At 73.3% G+C, this 16,071-nt stretch carries 13 protein-coding genes and 1 riboswitch; of the genes, 9 read left to right on the plus strand and 4 right to left on the minus strand.

What is annotated here, in order from left to right; genetic code table 11:
- Positions 1 to 69 precede the first annotated feature (69 nt).
- Positions 70 to 1,416 carry an acyltransferase family protein gene (locus tag F5972_RS32540; RefSeq protein ID WP_225312094.1) on the minus strand — a complete coding sequence of 449 codons (1,347 nt, stop codon included), beginning with the start codon at positions 1,414 to 1,416 and terminating at the stop codon, positions 70 to 72.
- A 403-nt stretch (positions 1,417 to 1,819) separates the two neighbouring features.
- Positions 1,820 to 1,963: riboswitch (adenosylcobalamin (AdoCbl) riboswitch) on the plus strand.
- Between the two features lie 51 nt (positions 1,964 to 2,014).
- Here F5972_RS32540 and F5972_RS32545 point away from each other — a divergent pair.
- From F5972_RS32545 to F5972_RS32560, 4 genes are read left to right on the plus strand one after another with little or no spacing between them, the layout of a single operon-like run.
- Positions 2,015 to 2,989 carry an ABC transporter substrate-binding protein gene (locus F5972_RS32545; protein ID WP_150939224.1) on the plus strand — a complete coding sequence of 325 codons (975 nt, stop codon included), beginning with the start codon at positions 2,015 to 2,017 and terminating at the stop codon, positions 2,987 to 2,989.
- 4 nt (positions 2,990 to 2,993) lie between these two features.
- The gene (locus F5972_RS32550; protein WP_150939226.1) at positions 2,994 to 4,016 is read left to right on the plus strand and encodes a FecCD family ABC transporter permease; all 1,023 of its coding nucleotides are present in this window, start codon (positions 2,994 to 2,996) and stop codon (positions 4,014 to 4,016) included.
- Positions 4,013 to 4,849, plus strand: a complete 837-nt coding sequence (locus F5972_RS32555; RefSeq protein ID WP_150939228.1) for an ABC transporter ATP-binding protein — start codon at positions 4,013 to 4,015, stop codon at positions 4,847 to 4,849. Before F5972_RS32550 ends, F5972_RS32555 begins: the two co-directional genes overlap by 4 nt.
- The gene (locus F5972_RS32560) at positions 4,846 to 5,619 is read left to right on the plus strand and encodes an adenosylcobinamide amidohydrolase (protein WP_150939230.1); all 774 of its coding nucleotides are present in this window, start codon (positions 4,846 to 4,848) and stop codon (positions 5,617 to 5,619) included. The genes F5972_RS32555 and F5972_RS32560 overlap by 4 nt, the downstream gene beginning before the upstream one ends.
- A 43-nt stretch (positions 5,620 to 5,662) precedes the next feature.
- Here F5972_RS32560 and F5972_RS38530 read toward each other — a convergent pair whose 3' ends face one another.
- On the minus strand, positions 5,663 to 7,570 hold the full coding sequence (locus F5972_RS38530) for a serine/threonine-protein kinase (protein ID WP_225312095.1): 1,908 nt from the start codon (positions 7,568 to 7,570) through the stop codon (positions 5,663 to 5,665).
- A 46-nt stretch (positions 7,571 to 7,616) separates the two neighbouring features.
- A complete protein-coding gene (locus tag F5972_RS32570) occupies positions 7,617 to 9,263 on the minus strand; it encodes a zinc ribbon domain-containing protein (RefSeq protein ID WP_150939232.1) in 1,647 nt (548 codons plus the stop codon).
- Positions 9,264 to 9,459: 196 nt separating this feature from the next.
- On the opposite strand from F5972_RS32570, the gene F5972_RS32575 reads away from it, so the two are divergent.
- The gene (locus tag F5972_RS32575) at positions 9,460 to 10,644 is read left to right on the plus strand and encodes a sensor histidine kinase (protein WP_150939234.1); all 1,185 of its coding nucleotides are present in this window, start codon (positions 9,460 to 9,462) and stop codon (positions 10,642 to 10,644) included.
- Positions 10,641 to 11,303, plus strand: a complete 663-nt coding sequence (locus F5972_RS32580; RefSeq protein ID WP_150939236.1) for a response regulator — start codon at positions 10,641 to 10,643, stop codon at positions 11,301 to 11,303. The genes F5972_RS32575 and F5972_RS32580 overlap by 4 nt, the downstream gene beginning before the upstream one ends.
- Here the strand turns inward: F5972_RS32580 and F5972_RS32585 are convergent.
- A complete protein-coding gene (locus F5972_RS32585) occupies positions 11,243 to 11,953 on the minus strand; it encodes a hypothetical protein (RefSeq protein ID WP_150939238.1) in 711 nt (236 codons plus the stop codon). The genes F5972_RS32580 and F5972_RS32585 overlap by 61 nt on opposite strands.
- Before the next feature lie 174 nt (positions 11,954 to 12,127).
- Here F5972_RS32585 and F5972_RS32590 point away from each other — a divergent pair, with 174 nt between their 5' ends.
- The 3 genes from F5972_RS32590 (at position 12,128) to F5972_RS32600 (ending at position 16,066) form a co-directional block, all read left to right on the plus strand.
- The gene (locus F5972_RS32590) at positions 12,128 to 14,224 is read left to right on the plus strand and encodes a DUF6421 family protein (protein ID WP_150939240.1); all 2,097 of its coding nucleotides are present in this window, start codon (positions 12,128 to 12,130) and stop codon (positions 14,222 to 14,224) included.
- Positions 14,225 to 14,261: 37 nt separating this feature from the next.
- Entirely contained in the window at positions 14,262 to 14,927 is a 666-nt protein-coding gene (locus F5972_RS32595) for an SDR family NAD(P)-dependent oxidoreductase (protein WP_150939242.1), read from the plus strand.
- Between the two features lie 65 nt (positions 14,928 to 14,992).
- A complete protein-coding gene (locus tag F5972_RS32600) occupies positions 14,993 to 16,066 on the plus strand; it encodes a threonine aldolase family protein (protein WP_191910424.1) in 1,074 nt (357 codons plus the stop codon).
- Positions 16,067 to 16,071: the final 5 nt, after the last annotated feature.

Genomic DNA, 16,071 nt, shown 5'->3' on the forward strand with positions numbered 1-16,071 from the left:
GGCCGGTCCACCTGATGGGGGCCGGCCCGGGCGGCGCCGCGCCTCGCGACGGCCCGCGTCCGCGGGAGGTCATCCACGCGGCGGAGCGGCGACCGCGGGCCGGCTGACCAGGAACAGGCCCCCGAGCAGTGCGACGGACGCGATCACCGGCGCCGGCCCCGGTGCGAAGCCGGTCACCGTGAGGGTGAGCAGCGCGCCGCCGACGAGCGGTACGGCGACCGCCACGTGCCGGCCGGCCGCGGCTCCCGCCGGCTCCTCCCACCGGCCGAACAGGGCGGTGAGCCCGAGCAGGACCGGAGCGAGGGCGGCCATCCACAGCGGGACGCCGCTCCACCAGGCCGCCGAGCCGGGGAGCGGGGTGTCCAGCCCGAACCCGATGGTCGCGACCCCGGCGACGGTGACGAGCGCGGTCATGTGCCACAGGTAGACGGTCATCATGCGCGGCGCGAGCGCGGTGAGCACCGCCTCGGCGCGGGGCCGGCGGGCCATCGCGTTCAAAGCGGGGCGCAGCAGCATCGCCAGGCCGAGCTGACCGGCGAAGAGCGCGAGCAGGCACGCGCTCGGCGGGGCCATGTTCGAGACCGCGCCGGGCATCCCGATCATGCTGGCGGGGTACGGCCCGGCCGCCACGAGGGCCGCCACCATCGCGAACCCCGCGCCCGCGAGCGCCGCCGCGCGGCGTCCCCGCAGCCACTCCAGGCCGCCGTCGGCGTAGCGGAACCCGACCTGGTGGACGGTCAGCCACACGAACGCGACGTTGAGATAGCCGGCGGCCTCCAGCCCCGAGAAGCGGACCAGGTCGGTCAGCACCGCGCCGCCCGCCAGCACCGGCAGCGCGACCCCGGCCCGTACGCGCAGCAGGCGGGGTGTGGCCACCACCGCGAGCAGGTACACGGCGAGGAACCACAGCAACTGGCCGACGGTCCGCGCGGCCACCTCGACCGGCTGCGGGGGCACGCCGAGCGCGGTCAGGAGGTGGGGGAGCGGCAGCCAGACGGCCGCGAGCGGCGCCACCGGCCAGGCCAGGCGGCGCACCCGCCGCGCCGTCCACTCCCGCGCCGTCCGCCTCTCCGCGCTCGACCGCCGCGCCGTCCAACCCCGGGCGGCCCGGCCGCTCTCGCCCGCGTCCGCCGGTACGGCGCGGCGTGCCGCGGACCGGTAGCTGATCGCGTTGGCCGCGCCCCCGGCGAAGAAGACCAGCGGCATCACCTGGGAGATCCAGGTGATGAACGGCGCCGCCGCCAGGGCGTTTCCCGTGGTCAGCCGTCCTCCGGCGTACGAGAGGACCGGCATCGCCCAGTGCTGGGCGACCACGAGGACCATCCCGAAGACGCGCAGGACGTCGATGAAGCGGTCCCTGGGCCCGGGAGCGGCGGGGGCCCGCACGGGGGCGGGCGGAAACATGGTCAGGGACACGGGGGCGCCGCCTTCGGTCGTCGGTTGTCGGTCACGGGCCCGGCCGGAGCGGTGGGCGGTCGCGACCATCCGATCCGGCGCCGGCCGGGGGAGAAGAGCCCGGGGAGAGCCCGGGGGAGAGCCGGAGGGCTCGGGGTGGGAGCCCGGGAGAGTGACAGTGCGGGAGCTGGAGGGCTCGGGGTGGGAGCCCGGGAGAGACACAGTGCGGGAGCTTCCGCCGGGGTTTCCCGGCCGCTCCAGGCTCCCGCCCGGGCGCCGTCCGGCGCAGCGACGGAGCCACTACTCCCGATCTTGGGTGAGCCCCCGCCTCCGGGGTGGGGCCTGCCCTACCACTCCGGCTTACGGGCGGCGGCCGGGCCTCGGCGACAGGGGGAGGATGAGGGCGCGGCGGGGGAGTTGGTACCGTTGCGTCCGACGCGCGCAGCGCAGCGAAGTCCGGTGTGAACCCGGCGCTGTCCCGCAACTGTGGTTCCCCTCCCCGGGGACGAGCCAGGTCGCCTGCGTTGTGCGCCGACGCCATCAACCCTCGTGGAAAAGGGTGATCCGTCATATCCCGCGGGTCTCTCGATTTCCCGGCTTCCCCCCTTGGAGGACCCTCGTGAGGCCCCTGCGTACGGCCGTCGCGGGTGTGGTGCTGGGTGTGCTCGGACTGGCCGGCTGCGGCCAGAGCGGCGGCACCGCCACGTCCGCGTCCCCGCCACCGTCTGCCCCCTCGAACGCCGCCCCCTCGAACACCGCCGGCTCGAACACCGCCGCCTTCCCCGTCACCATCCAGGCGGGCAACGGCGCGGTGACCATCGACAAGCGGCCCGAGCACATCGTGTCGCTGTCCCCGACGGCGACCGAGATCCTGTTCGCGATCGGCGCGGGCGGCCAGGTGAGCGCGGTGGACGACCAGTCGACCTATCCGCCCGAGGCGCCGAAGACGTCGCTGTCGGGCTTCAAGCCCAATCTCGAGGCGATCGCCGCCGCCAAGCCCGACCTCGTCGTGCTCGCCAACGACCTGAAGGGCGTGGTCGCCGGCCTGGGGAAGGTGGGCGTGCCGGTGCTGCTGGAGCCCGCCGCGACCAAGCTGGAGGACACCTACGACCAGATCAGGGACCTCGGCGCGGCCACCGGCAACGTGGACAAGGCCGAGGAGGTGGCCGGCGGCGTCAAGCAGAAGATCGACGCGCTCGCCGCGGCGGCGCCCAAGGGCAAGAGCCTGACCTACTACCACGAGCTGGACACCACGCCGTACGCCGCCACGTCGAGCACGTTCATCGGGCAGGTCTACGCCCTGTTCGGGCTGAAGAACATCGCCGACGAGGCCCCGGACGCGGCGGGCGGCTACCCCAAGCTGTCGGCGGAGTTCGTGGCCAAGGCCGACCCCGACCTGATCTTCCTCGGCGACACCAAGTGCTGTGGTCAGAACGCCGCCGCGCTGGCCAAGCGGCCGGGCTGGTCCGGCCTGGCCGCCGTGAAGCAGGGCCGCGTGGTGGAGCTCGACGACGACGTCGCCTCCCGCTGGGGGCCGCGCGTCGCCGACCTCGCCCAGGCCGTCAGTGACGCCGTCCAGAAGGCGGCGGGCTGAGCCGGTGGCGACGCGTCCGCGCCGGGCGCTCCTTGTCGTGTCCGTCGTGCTGCTGGTGAGCCTGATCGCCGGGCTGGCGGTCGGCGCGGCGGTCATCTCGCCCCGCGCCATCGCGCTGGCCCTGCTCGACCGGCTGCCGCTGGTGTCCCTGCACTCCGGCCTCCAGCCGAACGAGGAGGGGATCGTCTTCCAGCTCCGGGTGCCCCGGGTGCTGCTGGCCGCCGTCGTGGGCGGCCTGCTCGCCCTGGCGGGGGCGGGCTACCAGGGTGTCTTCCGCAACCCGCTGGCCGATCCGTATCTGCTCGGCGCGGCGGCCGGGGCCGGTCTCACGGTGACGCTCGTCGTGGTGTTCCTGGGCGGCGACGCGGGGGTGGCGGCCGTGCCGGTCGCCGCCTTCGCGGGGGCCGTCGGCGGGGTCGCCCTCGCGTACGCGCTGGGCCGCACGGCGGGCCGGGCCGGGGGCACCGCGACGCTCGTGCTCGCCGGGGTCGCCGTCACCTCGTTCCTCACCGCCATCCAGACCTTCGTGCAGCAGCTCAAGGTCGACGAGCTACAGCGCATCTACTCCTGGATCCTCGGCGACGTCGGCGGCGGCTGGGAGCAGCTCCGCATGATCGCGCCGTACGCCGTGGTGTCGACGGTGGTCATGCTGCTGCACGGGCGGCTGCTCGACGTGCTGTCGGTCGGCGACGAGGAGGCGGTCAGCCTCGGCCTGCACGCCACGCGCGTGCGGTTCGCCGTGCTGCTGGCCGCCTCGCTCGCCACCGCGTCCGCGGTGGCCGTCAGCGGGCTGATCGCCTTCGTCGGGATCGTGGTGCCGCATGTCGTACGGCGGCTCGCCGGGTGGTCCTACCGCGTCGTGCTGCCGCTGTCGTTCCTCGGCGGGGCGGCGTTCCTCGTGCTGGCCGACACCGTCGCGCGTACGGTGCTCGCCCCGGCCGAACTGCCCATCGGGGTGGTCACCGCGTTCGTCGGGGCGCCCTTCTTCGTCGCCGTCCTGCGGATGACCCGGCGGGTGGAGACGTGAGCGGAGACACCGCCCGCCCCGGCGCTCCGGCGGTGGAGACGCGCGGGCTGGGCGTCACGCTGGGCGGGCGGCAGGTGCTCGCGGACGTCACCCTGTCGGCCGCGCCGGGGCAGTGGCTGGCGGTCATCGGCCCCAACGGCGCGGGCAAGTCGACGCTCCTGCGGGCGGTCGCCGGGTTGATCCCGCGGCAGGGCGAGGTGCTGGTGAACGGCGCGGCCGTGGAGGGCCTGCGCCCGCGCCGGCGGGCCCGGCTGGTCGCCTACGCCCCGCAGACCCCGGCGCTGCCGCCCGACATGACCGTGTACGACTACGCGTTGCTCGGCCGCACGCCGTACATCTCCTATCTCGGCAGCGAGAGCGCCCGGGACCGCGAGGTGACGCGGTCGGTGCTGGACCGGCTCGACCTGGACGGCTTCGCGGCCCGGCCGCTCGGGCACCTGTCGGGCGGTGAGCGGCAGCGGGTGGTGCTCGCCCGTGCGCTGGTGCAGCAGGCGCCGGTGCTGCTGCTGGACGAGCCGACCACCGCCCTCGACCTGGGACACCAGCAGCAGGTGCTGGAACTCGTCGACCGGCTGCGCCTGGCCGACCGCCTGACCGTTGTGACGACTCTGCACGACCTCAGCCTCGCGGGGCAGTACGCCGACGCGTTGGTGCTGCTCGCGGAGGGCCGCGCGGTCGCGGCGGGCCCGCCCGGGCGGGTGCTGGCCGAGCCGCTGCTGACCGAGCACTTCGGCGCCCGCGTCCGGGTGGAGCCCGGCGCCGACGGGCGGCCGCTCGTCCACCTGGTGCGCCCACCGCTGCCTTCTCCGATCTCCGCGGTGGAGGAGGGATGACCGGCCTGCCGCGGCCGTCGCTGACGCACCGGGCCGAGGACGGCGCGCGCCTCGGCACGCTGGTGTGGCGGTTCGGGCCGGGCTGGCGGATGATCTCCTCAGCGATGCTGGGCGGCGGGATCGGCCCCCGGGAGTGGGTGCTGAACGCGCAGGTCGCGAGTGGCTACGCGCGGATGGACCCGGTGGAGCACATGGCCTCGCTCGGCCCGGAGGGCCCCGGCGTCGGCATGATGACGGCGGCGCTGGTCGAGCGGTTCCGCGTGGCCGCCGACGGGGGAGCGGAGGCCGTCGCCACGGTCGGCCTGGGCGTGCCCACCTGGGCGGCGTCGCCCGAGGGCGTGCCCGACCCCGGCCTGCCCATGGTCCCGGAGCCAGATCAGGGCCCCGCACGGGAGGCGGCGGCAGGCCGGGATGCTCCGGAGCGCGGGCCGGAGGCCGCGCGGGAGGCCCTCGGCGCGGGCGGCGCGGGGGCGTGCGCGCCGCGCCCGGGGACGGTCAACATCCTGGTGGCGGTGCCCGTGGCGTTCTCCGACGCGGCGCTGGTCAACGCCGTCATGACGGTGACGGAGGCCAAGACCCAGGCGCTGCTGGAGGCGGGCTTCCCCTGCACCGGCACCGCGTCGGACGCCGTCTGCGTGGCCGTACGGCGGGAGGGCCCGGCGGAGCCGTTCGGCGGGCCGCGCTCCGTCTGGGGCGCGCGGATCGCCCGGGCGGTCCACCGGGCCGTCCTCGACGGCGCGCGTGACTGGGGGGACCGCGCTACGGCGTGAAGGCCGCCGTCACCTGATGGTCGCCGTCACCTGATGGTCGTCGTCATTTGAAGGTCACGGTGTTCACCATGTGGTCGATCAGGCCGCGGTCGCACTTCCCGGACGGGCAGAAGAACGTGATCAGGACCGTGGTGCCGGTGTCGCCCTGCCGCACGAGGTAGGCGTAGAAGTCGAGACGGCCGCCCTGCTGAGGGTCGCTCAGCACGCCCTCGACGAGGAACGCCGGCTTGGCCCCCACCGTCGTGGGGGACGGGACGCCGGTGTAGGCGACCGTGCCGGGGAAGGCCGTCTGCAGGCTGTCCTGGAGCTCCATCGGCGAGTCGGAGGTGCTCAGGGTATTGCTGACCTGGGCGAACACCCCTCTGGCGCGATCCGGCTGGCCACTGATGATCGGGTCCACCTTCGACCAGTCGGTGTTGCCCGGCACCGCGAACAGCGCGTCGAACTCGTCGCGGGCGGGGGAGGCGATCATCCACTGGTCGGCGTTGGTCCTGGCCTCGCCCCAGGTCGAGGGGTAGGCCATGGTGAACGGCGCGGCGGTGCTGCCCGGATAGGTGTTCCACGTCGCGGCGGTGTCCCCGCCCCGGGTGAGCAGCAGCGTGGCGGCGACGGCGATGGCCGTCAGGACCGCCAGGCCGCCGATCAATGGTCCGAGCGGGAGTTTGCGCCGGGCCGCCGGCGCCGCCCCCGCCGCGACCGTGGCCTGGGTGTGGGACGACCCCGGCGGATACGAGCCCTGATGCGAACCGGGGTGAGAGCCCGCGGAGTGCGAGCCCGGAGGATACGACCCCTGATGCGAACCGGGGTGAGAGCCGGGGTGCGATCCGGCGGGGCCGCCGGAGTACGAGCCGGGGTGCGTGCCCGGATACGAGCCGGGATACGAGCCGGGCTGGGCGCCGGGATACGAGCCCGGCTGCCCGGCCGAGGGCCGGGAGACCGGCGGCACCGAGGACGGCGGCACCGACGACGGCGGGACGGAGGACGACGCCGGGGGATAGGACCCCGCCTGATGGGACTGCGCCGGATGAGATTGCGCTTGGGCCGGATAGGACTGGGCGGGATGGGAGCCGCCGGGATAGGAGACCGGTGGGTGGGAGGAGCCCGCTTCGGCCGGGCCGTCCGCCCCGCCGCTGATCGCGTCGCGCAGGGCGGACACGAACGCCAGGCAGGTCTCGTACCGGTCCTCGGGCGCCTTGGCGAGCGCCCGCGTCAGCACGGCGTTGACCCCGTGCGGCAGGTCCGGCCGGTACGGCGTGAGCGGCGGCGGGTCGTGCGAGACGTGGGCGTAGAGCAGAGCGAGCTCGGTGTCCCGCTGGAACGGCGGCTGCCCGGCGAGCGCCTCGTAGACGACGCAGGCGAAGGCGTACAGGTCGCTGCGCCCGTCGACCGGCAGGCCGCGGATCTGCTCGGGGGCGACGTAGCGCGGGGTGCCCATGAAGTGGCCGTGGCTGGTCAGCCCGGCCTCGGCCGACGAGCTCTTGGTCAGCCCGAAGTCGGTGAGGTAGACGTGTTCGGACCGGGTGACCAGGATGTTGGCCGGCTTCACGTCCCGGTGCACCAGGCCGTTGGCGTGCGCGGCGTCCAGCGCGGAGGCGATCTGCGCGAACAGCGGATTGGCCCGCCCGACCGGCAGCGGCCCCTCCGACTGCACCAGCTTGCGCATGTCGCTGCCCTCGACGTACCGCATCGCGATGAACAGCAACTCGTCGCGCTCGCCGGCCTCGTACACGGGGATGATGTTGGGGTGGTCGATGCTCGCGACCAGCCGCGACTCCCGTACGAACCGGTCGCGGAAGCGGTCGTCCTGGGCGAGCTGCGGCGCGAGCACCTTCAGCGCCACGGCCCGCCCGAGCCGCTGGTCGCGCGCCCGGTAGACCGTGGCCATCCCCCCGCGACCGACGATCGCCTCGATCGTGTAGTCGCCGAGTCGCCGCCCGATGAGCGGAGGCATCACCGGCCCCTCCGTCATTCGGATTCCCCCCTGAAGGTTCTTCGGATCACTGATCGACCGGGTTCCCGCAGAAGCCGCAGAAACGGTGTCCCTGGCCCAGTCGCATGCCGCACTGCGTGCAGAACTTCAGCTGTGCCTGCCCCCGTGGCGGCGAGAGGTCCGGCGGGTACGACCGCCCCTGCGGATGCGACGGGTCCGGAGGGTGGGAGTGCCCGCCGGCCGGGGACGGGTCCACCGGCGCATGTGCGGCCGGTCCGCTCGTGGGCGGCGGCTGCATGACCTCGGGGGACCGGGCGGCCTCGGCTCCGAAGACCCGGGTGACCGCGTACGGCGGCCACGAGGGCCCGGCGTCCCCGGTCCCGCCCGCCGGCCTGTCGCCGTGCTGGTGCGCGCCGGGATGGCTGACGGGATAGGCGTCGTGATGGGCGTCAAGGTGGGCGCCGTTGGCGTGGGCGAGGTCCTGGGCCTCGGGAACGGCGCGGCCCGCGGCGTTCCTGCGGCGCAGCAGCACGACGCCCGCGACGAGCAGGACCAGCACCACGACGCCGCCCGCGGCCCAGACCAGCGGCGACACCGTCGACTTGCGCTGCTCGGCCGGCACGGGCCGGGCCGACGGCTTGGCGCCCGAGTCCTCCGCCGTGCCCGCCTTGGCCTTCGCGACCCGCAGGTGGTCGGCCGCGACGGCGTGGTCGGGCCGGAGCTTGAGCACCTGCTCCAGCACCGGCGCCGCGTTCGAGTAGAGCTTGTTGTGGTAGGAGGCGAGAGCGTTCTCGAAGACCACGTCGACCGGGCCGCGGCGGGGAGTGATCCCGACGCCGACGAGCGCGGTGCGGATCTCGTCGGCGGGCGTGATGGTCAGGGGGACGTCGCCGCCTCCGGCGAGCAGCCCCACGACCTCGCTCCTGCCGTCGTCGATGAGGGCCGCGCCGGGCGCGCCCTCGGCGAGGAGCCCGGCGAGCTTCTCGCGCTCGTCGTCCTTGAAGGTCCGGCTGCCCGGCGGGTCGAGGTGCGCGGTGTCGAGCTTGGGCGGCAGCTTCGCCGACGGCCTGCCGGTCAGCGTCATCACGTCGAGCGACGCGATGGTGCCGGCGATCGCGGTGCCCAGCGGCGCCGTGGGCAGAGACTGCTTCTCGCCGCCCTTGGTGACCTTGAGCACGGCCGGGGCCGCCGGGGAGGTCCCGGTCGTCAGGATCTGCGCGGGCAGCCCTCCGGTCGGCGGGTCGAGGTAGGGGTAGACGGTGACGTTGGTGGTGACCGTCGCGATGCAGGTCGAGTCGCTCTTCTGCGGGGGGTAGCACCCCTGGAGCCGCCGGTCGAGGTCGGCGTCGTCGAGCGTGTGCCGCTTGAAGTCCGCCGGCACCTTCACCTTGAAGTATTCGGCGAACACCCGGTTGGCGGCGTACACCCGGGGGTCCTGGGCGGACTGCACGACCTGGGTGGCGGTCACGATCACCCCGTCGGGGGTGACGGTGAAGCCGCTGCCTCCGTCGAGGTCCACGTCGTACTTCCGGGCGATCTGCTTGATCACACCGCGGTCGTCCAGCAGTGTGACGGACACGGTGGAGGACGACTCGACGCGTACGGCACCCGGGGTGACGCGGTCGGTGGAACCGCTCGGGTGTGGATGGAGCATGGGCGCCGCGAGCACGGCGGTCGCGCCCAGCCCCGCGACAAGAGAGTGCAGGCGGGGCATTCTGCGTCTCCTCGGCCTTCTCGGATCGGTTTAAAGCGTCTCAGTGCGGACGGTGCTCGACAAGGTGAGCATCGTGACCGACATCCACTTGATACAGGCCAATGATCAGGCAGTCACTTGACAACCGCTTGCAGGGCGATTGCGGGGCAGATTCGACTGATGCGCGTTATGCCGGATAAGAGTTACGCTGCGCGTCATGCGCGTTTCCCCCCTCCGCTCGGTCCCCCGTGTCGACCTGTTGATCGGCCTGGCCATCATGGCGCTGGGCACCCTTGAGGCGTTCACGGTCGCCGAGAGCTACGGCGCGGCCGAGACCCCCGAGCTGTGGTGGGTGGGGCAGGCGGTGGTCACCGGCGTGCTGGTCTGGTACCGCCGAAGGTCGCCGGTGACGGTCTTCATCCTGATGATCCTCGCGCAGTACATGTGGCACCGGCAGGGCTACGAGCAGTGTCCCGTCTGGCAGCTCGCCGCGCTGCTCATCGTCTTCCACACGATCGGCGCGCATCTGCCGGTGCGGCACGGCGGCCCCTGGGGGCTGGCGGGCATCCTGATCTTCGACTCGGGGGCCGTCGACCATCGGTTCCTGCCGTTCGAGGAGGTCATCTTCCTCACCGTGATGTTCGGCTCGGCGTACGCCACGGGCCTGGCCCTGCGCGGCTATCTCCTGCGCGCGCACCGGATGGCCGACCGGGCGGCGCGGCTGGAGATGGAACGGGAGCGCCGGGCCGCCGAGGCCGTCGCCGCAGAACGCAACCGCATCGCACGGGAGCTGCACGACGTGGTGGCCCACAGCGTGAGCATGATGGTCATGCAGGCCGGGGCGCTGCGGCGCAGGATGGCCGTGGCGCGGGAGGACGGCCCCGGCCCCGAGGCGGCGATCCTCTCCGGCATCGAGCAGGCGGGCCGCGACGCGGTGGAGGAGCTGCGGATCATGCTCGGCGCGCTGCGGATGCCGCAGGACGAGGCGCTGCCCCAGCCGGGGCTCGACATGGTGCCCAACCTCATCGCGACCGTCGCGTCCTCCGGCCTGCGCGTCACGCTGGAGACCGAGGGCGACCCCGTACGGCTCGCGCCCGGTCTCGACCTGTCGGCGTACCGCATCGTCCAGGAGGCGCTCACCAACGCGGTCAAGTACGCCGGGGAGGCCGACGCCCGCATCGTCGTCGCCTACCGCCCCGACCGGCTGGACCTGGAGATCGCCGACAACGGCGGGCGGGCCGCGACGGCGCTGTCCACGGGCAACGGGCTCATCGGCATGCGGGAGCGGGCCGAGCTGTTCGGCGGCCGCCTGGAGGCGGGGCCACGGCCGGAGGGCGGCTTCCGCGTCCACGCGACGCTGCCGATCGCGCAGGCGGCGCCGATGAGCGAGGCGGCGAGTTGACGATCCGCATCGTCCTCGCGGACGACCAGGCCATGATCCGGGCGGGGCTGCGCATGGTGGTCGAGAGCGAGCCCGGCATGGAGATCGTGGGCGAGGCCGCCGACGGCGCCGAGGCCGTCGCCCTGGCGAGCCGGGTGCGGCCGGACATCGTGCTGATGGACATCTCCATGCCGCGCATGGACGGGCTCGCCGCGGCCAGGCGGGTGCTCGACGGGCCCCATCCGCCCAAGGTCATCATGCTGACCACCTTCGACACCGACGAGAACCTGTACGCCGCGCTGCGGGCGGGCACCAGCGGCTTCCTGCTGAAGGTGTCGCCGCCCGAGCAGCTCGTGGAGGCGATCCGGGTCGTCGCAGGGGGAGACGGCCTGCTCGACCCCGCCGTCACGACGCGGGTGATCGCCTCGTTCGCGGGCCGGCACGAGCCGGTGCGGCCCCCGCAGCTCGCCGAGCTCACCCCGCGTGAGCTGGAGGTGCTGCGGATGCTCGCCCGGGGCCTCACCAACGCCGAGATCGCCAAGGAGCTCTTCGTCGGCGAGGCCACGGTCAAGACCCATGTCGCCCGCGTGCTCATGAAGCTGAACCTGCGCGACCGCGCTCAGGCGGTCGTGTTCGCGTACGAGTCGGGCGTGGTGACGCCGGGGTCGGCGCTCGGGTAGTACGACCGCCACTGGGCGTTCGTCATCTTGAGCACCTTGAGGCCGAGGTAGCCCATCGCGATGACCGGGGCGACCCAGAACGGGATCATCAGCGGGCCGTAGGGCACCGCCACCGCGCCGAGGTAGCCCACGGCGACCACGGCCGGCACCCACCAGTGGACGAACCCGGTGCGCGAGACGGCCAGCAGGAGCAGCGGCAGCCCGACCATGCCGAAGTAGATCCACGGCAGCGTGAAGCCGAAGATGACGCCGGGAAGGTCGAACACCTGGTCGAACATCTTCTGGCCCTGCGCGACCGGGTAGTGCTGCCCGAACCACCACTCCACGGGGTCCATGAGGAGCAGCGCCGAGACGCTCATGTACCCGATGATCGTCATGCCGCCCGCGACGTGCCCGAGGACGACGGACTTCCTGCGCACGAGGTGCAGCAGGCCGAATGCCGCGATCGGGACGAGCATCCAGCTCCAGTGGTAGAGCGCCGACTCCAGCTGGGCCAGGGCCGGGTTGTCGCCGTAGCTGACCATCTCGCGGTCGTCGCCCCACGTGCCGGGGTCGACCAGGAGCGCGACGAACTGCAGCAGCGGCGCGACGAACAGCAGCACTCCGGTGACGCTTCGCCGGAAGGCCACCGAGTCGGACAGTTTGAACATCGATCATTCCCCTTCGGGTCCGTCTTCCTACAGCCGGGGACGGTAGGTGACGGAACGCGGGGGACTCGTCCGCCGTCCGGATGATGCCTCCTCATCCGCTGGGGCTACTTATCGCCACCAGGGTAGGTATGTGTATATTTTCCGGAAGACGGCTCACACAACGGGAGATTTTACATGAAGGCATTCCCGTCGGTCCTGTTCGACGAGGCGCACAGCGAGGCCTGGACCATCCGGCGGGAGGTCGCCGAGGCCATCAATCCCGCCCACCCCGACGACAACAGCTACGCGGAGGCCGCCGGGACGCTGCGGCGGCTCGGCCACACGGTCCGCGCGCACACCGAGGGTCCCGTCACCCCGGCCGTACTGGACGGGTGCGACGTCTTCGTGCTGGCGCACCCCTCCGACGCCCGCTGGGAGCGCACGACCGGCGCCGGCAGCCCGGTCTTCACCGACGGGGAGATCGACGCCGTCGAGGCGTACGTCGCGGGCGGCGGCGGGCTGATCGTGCTGGCCGAGCACGAGCAGGACAAGTACGGCAGCAACCTCGCCGCCCTGCTCGCCCGCTTCGGGGTCACAGTCGAGCACGCGACCGTGCAGGACCCCGGCAACTGCCACAACACCGTGGCCACCTGGGTCCTCGGCGTGCCCTCCGCGCAGGCTGTGAGCGAGCCCGGCGGCGTCGCCCAGGACCTGCTCGCCGAGGTACGCCGGGCCTGCTTCTACCGCGCCGGGACGCTCGGCGTCCCCGCCGGGGGGAGCGTGCTGTTCGCCGCCTCCGCGTCCGCCGACCCCGCCGGAGCCCCGCTCGCCGTCGCCGTACGGCACGGCAGGGGCCGGGTGGTCGTGCTGGCCGACTCCGACCTGTTCGGCGACGACTCGATCCGCGACTACGACCACGAGAAGCTGTGGGGCAACCTCGTGACCTGGGCCGCCCGGGTGCCGGAGGCGTCCGGCGCGGCGGCGCGCGGTGCGCGGCACGAGGAGGTCGCGGCCGGGTTCGCCGAGCTCGCGGCCGCCGTCGAGCGGCTGCGCCCGCTGCAGGCCAAGGACGGCTCGGTCACCGGCGACCACGACGAGGCCGTGGCGTGCATCAGCGAGATCGTCGACGGCGTCGCGCGGCTCGCGCCGCACTTCCCGCACGACGGCGAGTATCTCGACGCCGTCATGAAGGACTTCCGGGCGTGGGTGGCGGCGGGGCTGGGCGTGCCCGACTTCCTCGACTCGCTGAACGCCTTCCACCCCGACACCCAGCGGACCGACGGCCTGGAGCACCTGGTCGTCTTCCCGATGTACACCCAGAACGGCAACCCCAACCGGAACGTCGAGGCGGTCTGGATCCGGGTCGTCTGGCCGGAGTGGCTGGCCGCGCTGGAGCGGAACGGCTACGACAACCCGATGTTCGTGCCGATCGCGTTCGAGGGCTTCACCTCCGGCTACGACACCAACTCGGCCGTGCTGTTCCCCGAGACCGTCGCCGTGCGGCAGACGCCGCCGCGCTTCACCTGGGGCGGCATCTTCTGCGACCGCGAGGCGGCCCGGTTCCGCCGGGTCAGCGAGGCGGCCGCCGCCACGCTCAAGCTGGAACTGCCGCCGGACGCCGCCCGGCTGCTGGCCTCCCAGGACCTCGCCCAGGACACGTTCGTGCTCTGGGACCTCGTCCACGACCGCACACACAGCCACGGCGACCTGCCGTTCGACCCGTTCATGATCAAGCAGCGCATGCCGTACTGGCTCTACAGCCTGGAGGAGCTGCGGTGCGACCTCACGGCGTACGGCGAGGCCGTGAAGCTGGAGGCCGCGGGCGTGCCGCACGCGCGGTACGTGCAGTACGCCATCCTGTTCGACCGGTTGTTCCGGTTCCCGATCACCGGGGAGCGGGTGCGCAACTACGACGGGCTCGGCGGCCAGCTGCTGTTCGCCTACCTGCACCGGCAGGGCGTCGTCCGGTGGACCGACAACCGGCTCTCGATCGACTGGTCGCGGGTCGCGGACGGCGTCGCCGACCTGCGCGCCGAGGTGGAGAAGCTCTACCGGGACGGCATCGACCGGTCCAAGCGCGCCCACTGGCTGGCCGCGCACCGGCTCGTCGCCGCGTACGTCGAGCCCGACCCGGCCTCGGTGTGGCAGCGGGGCGCCGAGGCGCTGCCCGCCGAGCAGAAGGCCGCGGTCGACGCCGTGCTGCCCGACGAGTTCCCCCTGAGCATGTTCTACGAGGCGCTGCGCCGTAAGCTCACCGACGTGGTGGAGTCGACCCGGGGCATCCGGGCGTGAGCGGGGACGGCGTGGGCGAGATCGGGAGGCAGGCGCGATGAGCAGGGTGATCGTGGTCACCGGGGCGGGCGGCCCGGCCGGGCGCGCCGTCGTCGGGCGGCTCACCGCCCGGGGCGACACCGTCGTCGCCGTGGACAAGACCGGGGCCGACGGAGCCCTGGCCGTCGACCTGCTCGACCGGGAGGCCGTACGCGGCCTGGCCGAGCGGGTGCGGGCCGAGCACGGCCGGGTGGACGGCGTCGTCCACCTGGTCGGCGGCTGGCGCGGGTCGAAGACCTTCGCCGAGACCTCGCTCGACGACTGGGACCTGCTGCACGACCTCCTGATCAGGACCCTGCAGAACGTCTCGCTGGAGTTCGAGCCCCTGCTGCGGGCGAGCGGGGACGGCCGCTTCGTGATCGTGTCGGCGCGGGCCGCGGGGAAGCCCACGAAGGGCGGCGCGGCCTACGCCGCCGCCAAGGCCGCCGCCGAGGCGTGGACGCTGTCGCTCGCCGACGCGTTCACCGGCACCTCCGCCGCGGCCGTGATCCTCGTCGTCACCGCGCTGGTGCACGACGAGATGAGGGCGGCGAACCCGGAGAAGCCGTACCGTACCTTCACCGACGTGAAGGACCTGGCGGCGGCGGTCGCGGGCCTGTGGGACCAGGACGCGGCGGAGGTCAACGGCTGGCGCGTCGACCTCACGCCCGATCCGGCCGCCTGATCCGTGCTGCCTGATCCGGGTCGGCGTTGTTCTGCTTTCGCTGAGCTGTTGTGGGGAGAGATTTCGTGACAACCGATGCCGTGCGGCGGCACGACCCGGCGAGGCGCACCTTCGCGAGCGACAACTACGCGGGAGTGCACCCGGAGATCCTGGAGGCGATCGCCCTCGCCAACGAGGGGCACCAGGTCTCCTACGGCGACGACGTCTACACCGAGGCGCTGCAGGGGGTCTTCCGCCGCCACTTCGGCGAGCAGGCCGAGGCGTTCCCGGTCTTCAACGGCACGGCGGCCAACGTGGTGTCGCTGCGGTCGATGTGCGCGCACTGGGAGGCGGTGATCTGCCCGGAGACCGCCCACGTCAACAGCGACGAGGGCGGCGCCCCGGAGGTCGTCGGCGGGTTCAAGCTGCTGACCGTGCCCACCCCGGACGGCAAGCTGACGCCCGATCTCCTCGACCGGCAGGCGTGGGGCTTCGGCGACGTGCACCGGTCACAGCCCCGGGCCGTCACGATCTCCAACGCGACCGAGGTGGGCACCGTCTACACGCCCGCCGAGATCAGGGCGCTGTGCGACCACGCCCACGAGCTCGGCCTGGTCGTCCACCTCGACGGCTCACGGCTCACCAACGCCGCGGCCGCCCTGGACGTGCCGCTGCGCGCCCTGACCACGGACGCCGGCGTCGACGTGCTGTCGTTCGGCGGCACCAAGATCGGGCTGATGCTGGGCGAGGCCGTCGTCGTGCTCAACCCCTCGGCGGCCCGGGGCCTGCCGTACCTGCGGAAGACGAGCATGCAGCTCGCCTCCAAGATGCGCTTCGTGTCGGTGCAGTTCGAGGCGCTGCTCGCGGGCGATCTGTGGCTGCGCAACGCGCGGCGGGCCAACGCGATGGCCCGGCGGCTCGCCGCGGCCGTGCGGGACCTGCCCGGCGTGACCGTGCCGCGTCCGGTCGAGGCCAACGGGGTCTTCGCGATCCTGCCCGCGGACGTGGCCGACCGGCTGCGCAAGCGGTTCCGGTTCTACAACTGGGACGAGCAGATCGGCGGCGGGCTGATCGAGGTGCGGTGGATGTGCGCCTTCGACACCACCGAGGCCGACGTGGACGCCTTCGCCGCCGCGCTCGCCGAGGAACTGCGCGCCTAGGGAGT

This window comes from Microbispora cellulosiformans (assembly GCF_008728085.1).
GTDB classification, from domain to species: domain Bacteria; phylum Actinomycetota; class Actinomycetes; order Streptosporangiales; family Streptosporangiaceae; genus Microbispora; species Microbispora amethystogenes.

Coding starts and splice junctions, on each gene's coding strand:
- F5972_RS32560 (WP_150939230.1), top strand. CDS start 4,846: ATGACCGGCCTGCCGCGGCCGTCGCTGACGCACCGGGCCGAGGACGGC.
- F5972_RS32575 (WP_150939234.1), top strand. CDS start 9,460: ATGCGCGTTTCCCCCCTCCGCTCGGTCCCCCGTGTCGACCTGTTGATC.
- F5972_RS32595 (WP_150939242.1), top strand. CDS start 14,262: ATGAGCAGGGTGATCGTGGTCACCGGGGCGGGCGGCCCGGCCGGGCGC.
- F5972_RS32570 (WP_150939232.1), bottom strand. CDS start 9,263: ATGCCCCGCCTGCACTCTCTTGTCGCGGGGCTGGGCGCGACCGCCGTG.
- F5972_RS32590 (WP_150939240.1), top strand. CDS start 12,128: ATGAAGGCATTCCCGTCGGTCCTGTTCGACGAGGCGCACAGCGAGGCC.
- F5972_RS38530 (WP_225312095.1), bottom strand. CDS start 7,570: ATGCCTCCGCTCATCGGGCGGCGACTCGGCGACTACACGATCGAGGCG.
- F5972_RS32585 (WP_150939238.1), bottom strand. CDS start 11,953: ATGTTCAAACTGTCCGACTCGGTGGCCTTCCGGCGAAGCGTCACCGGA.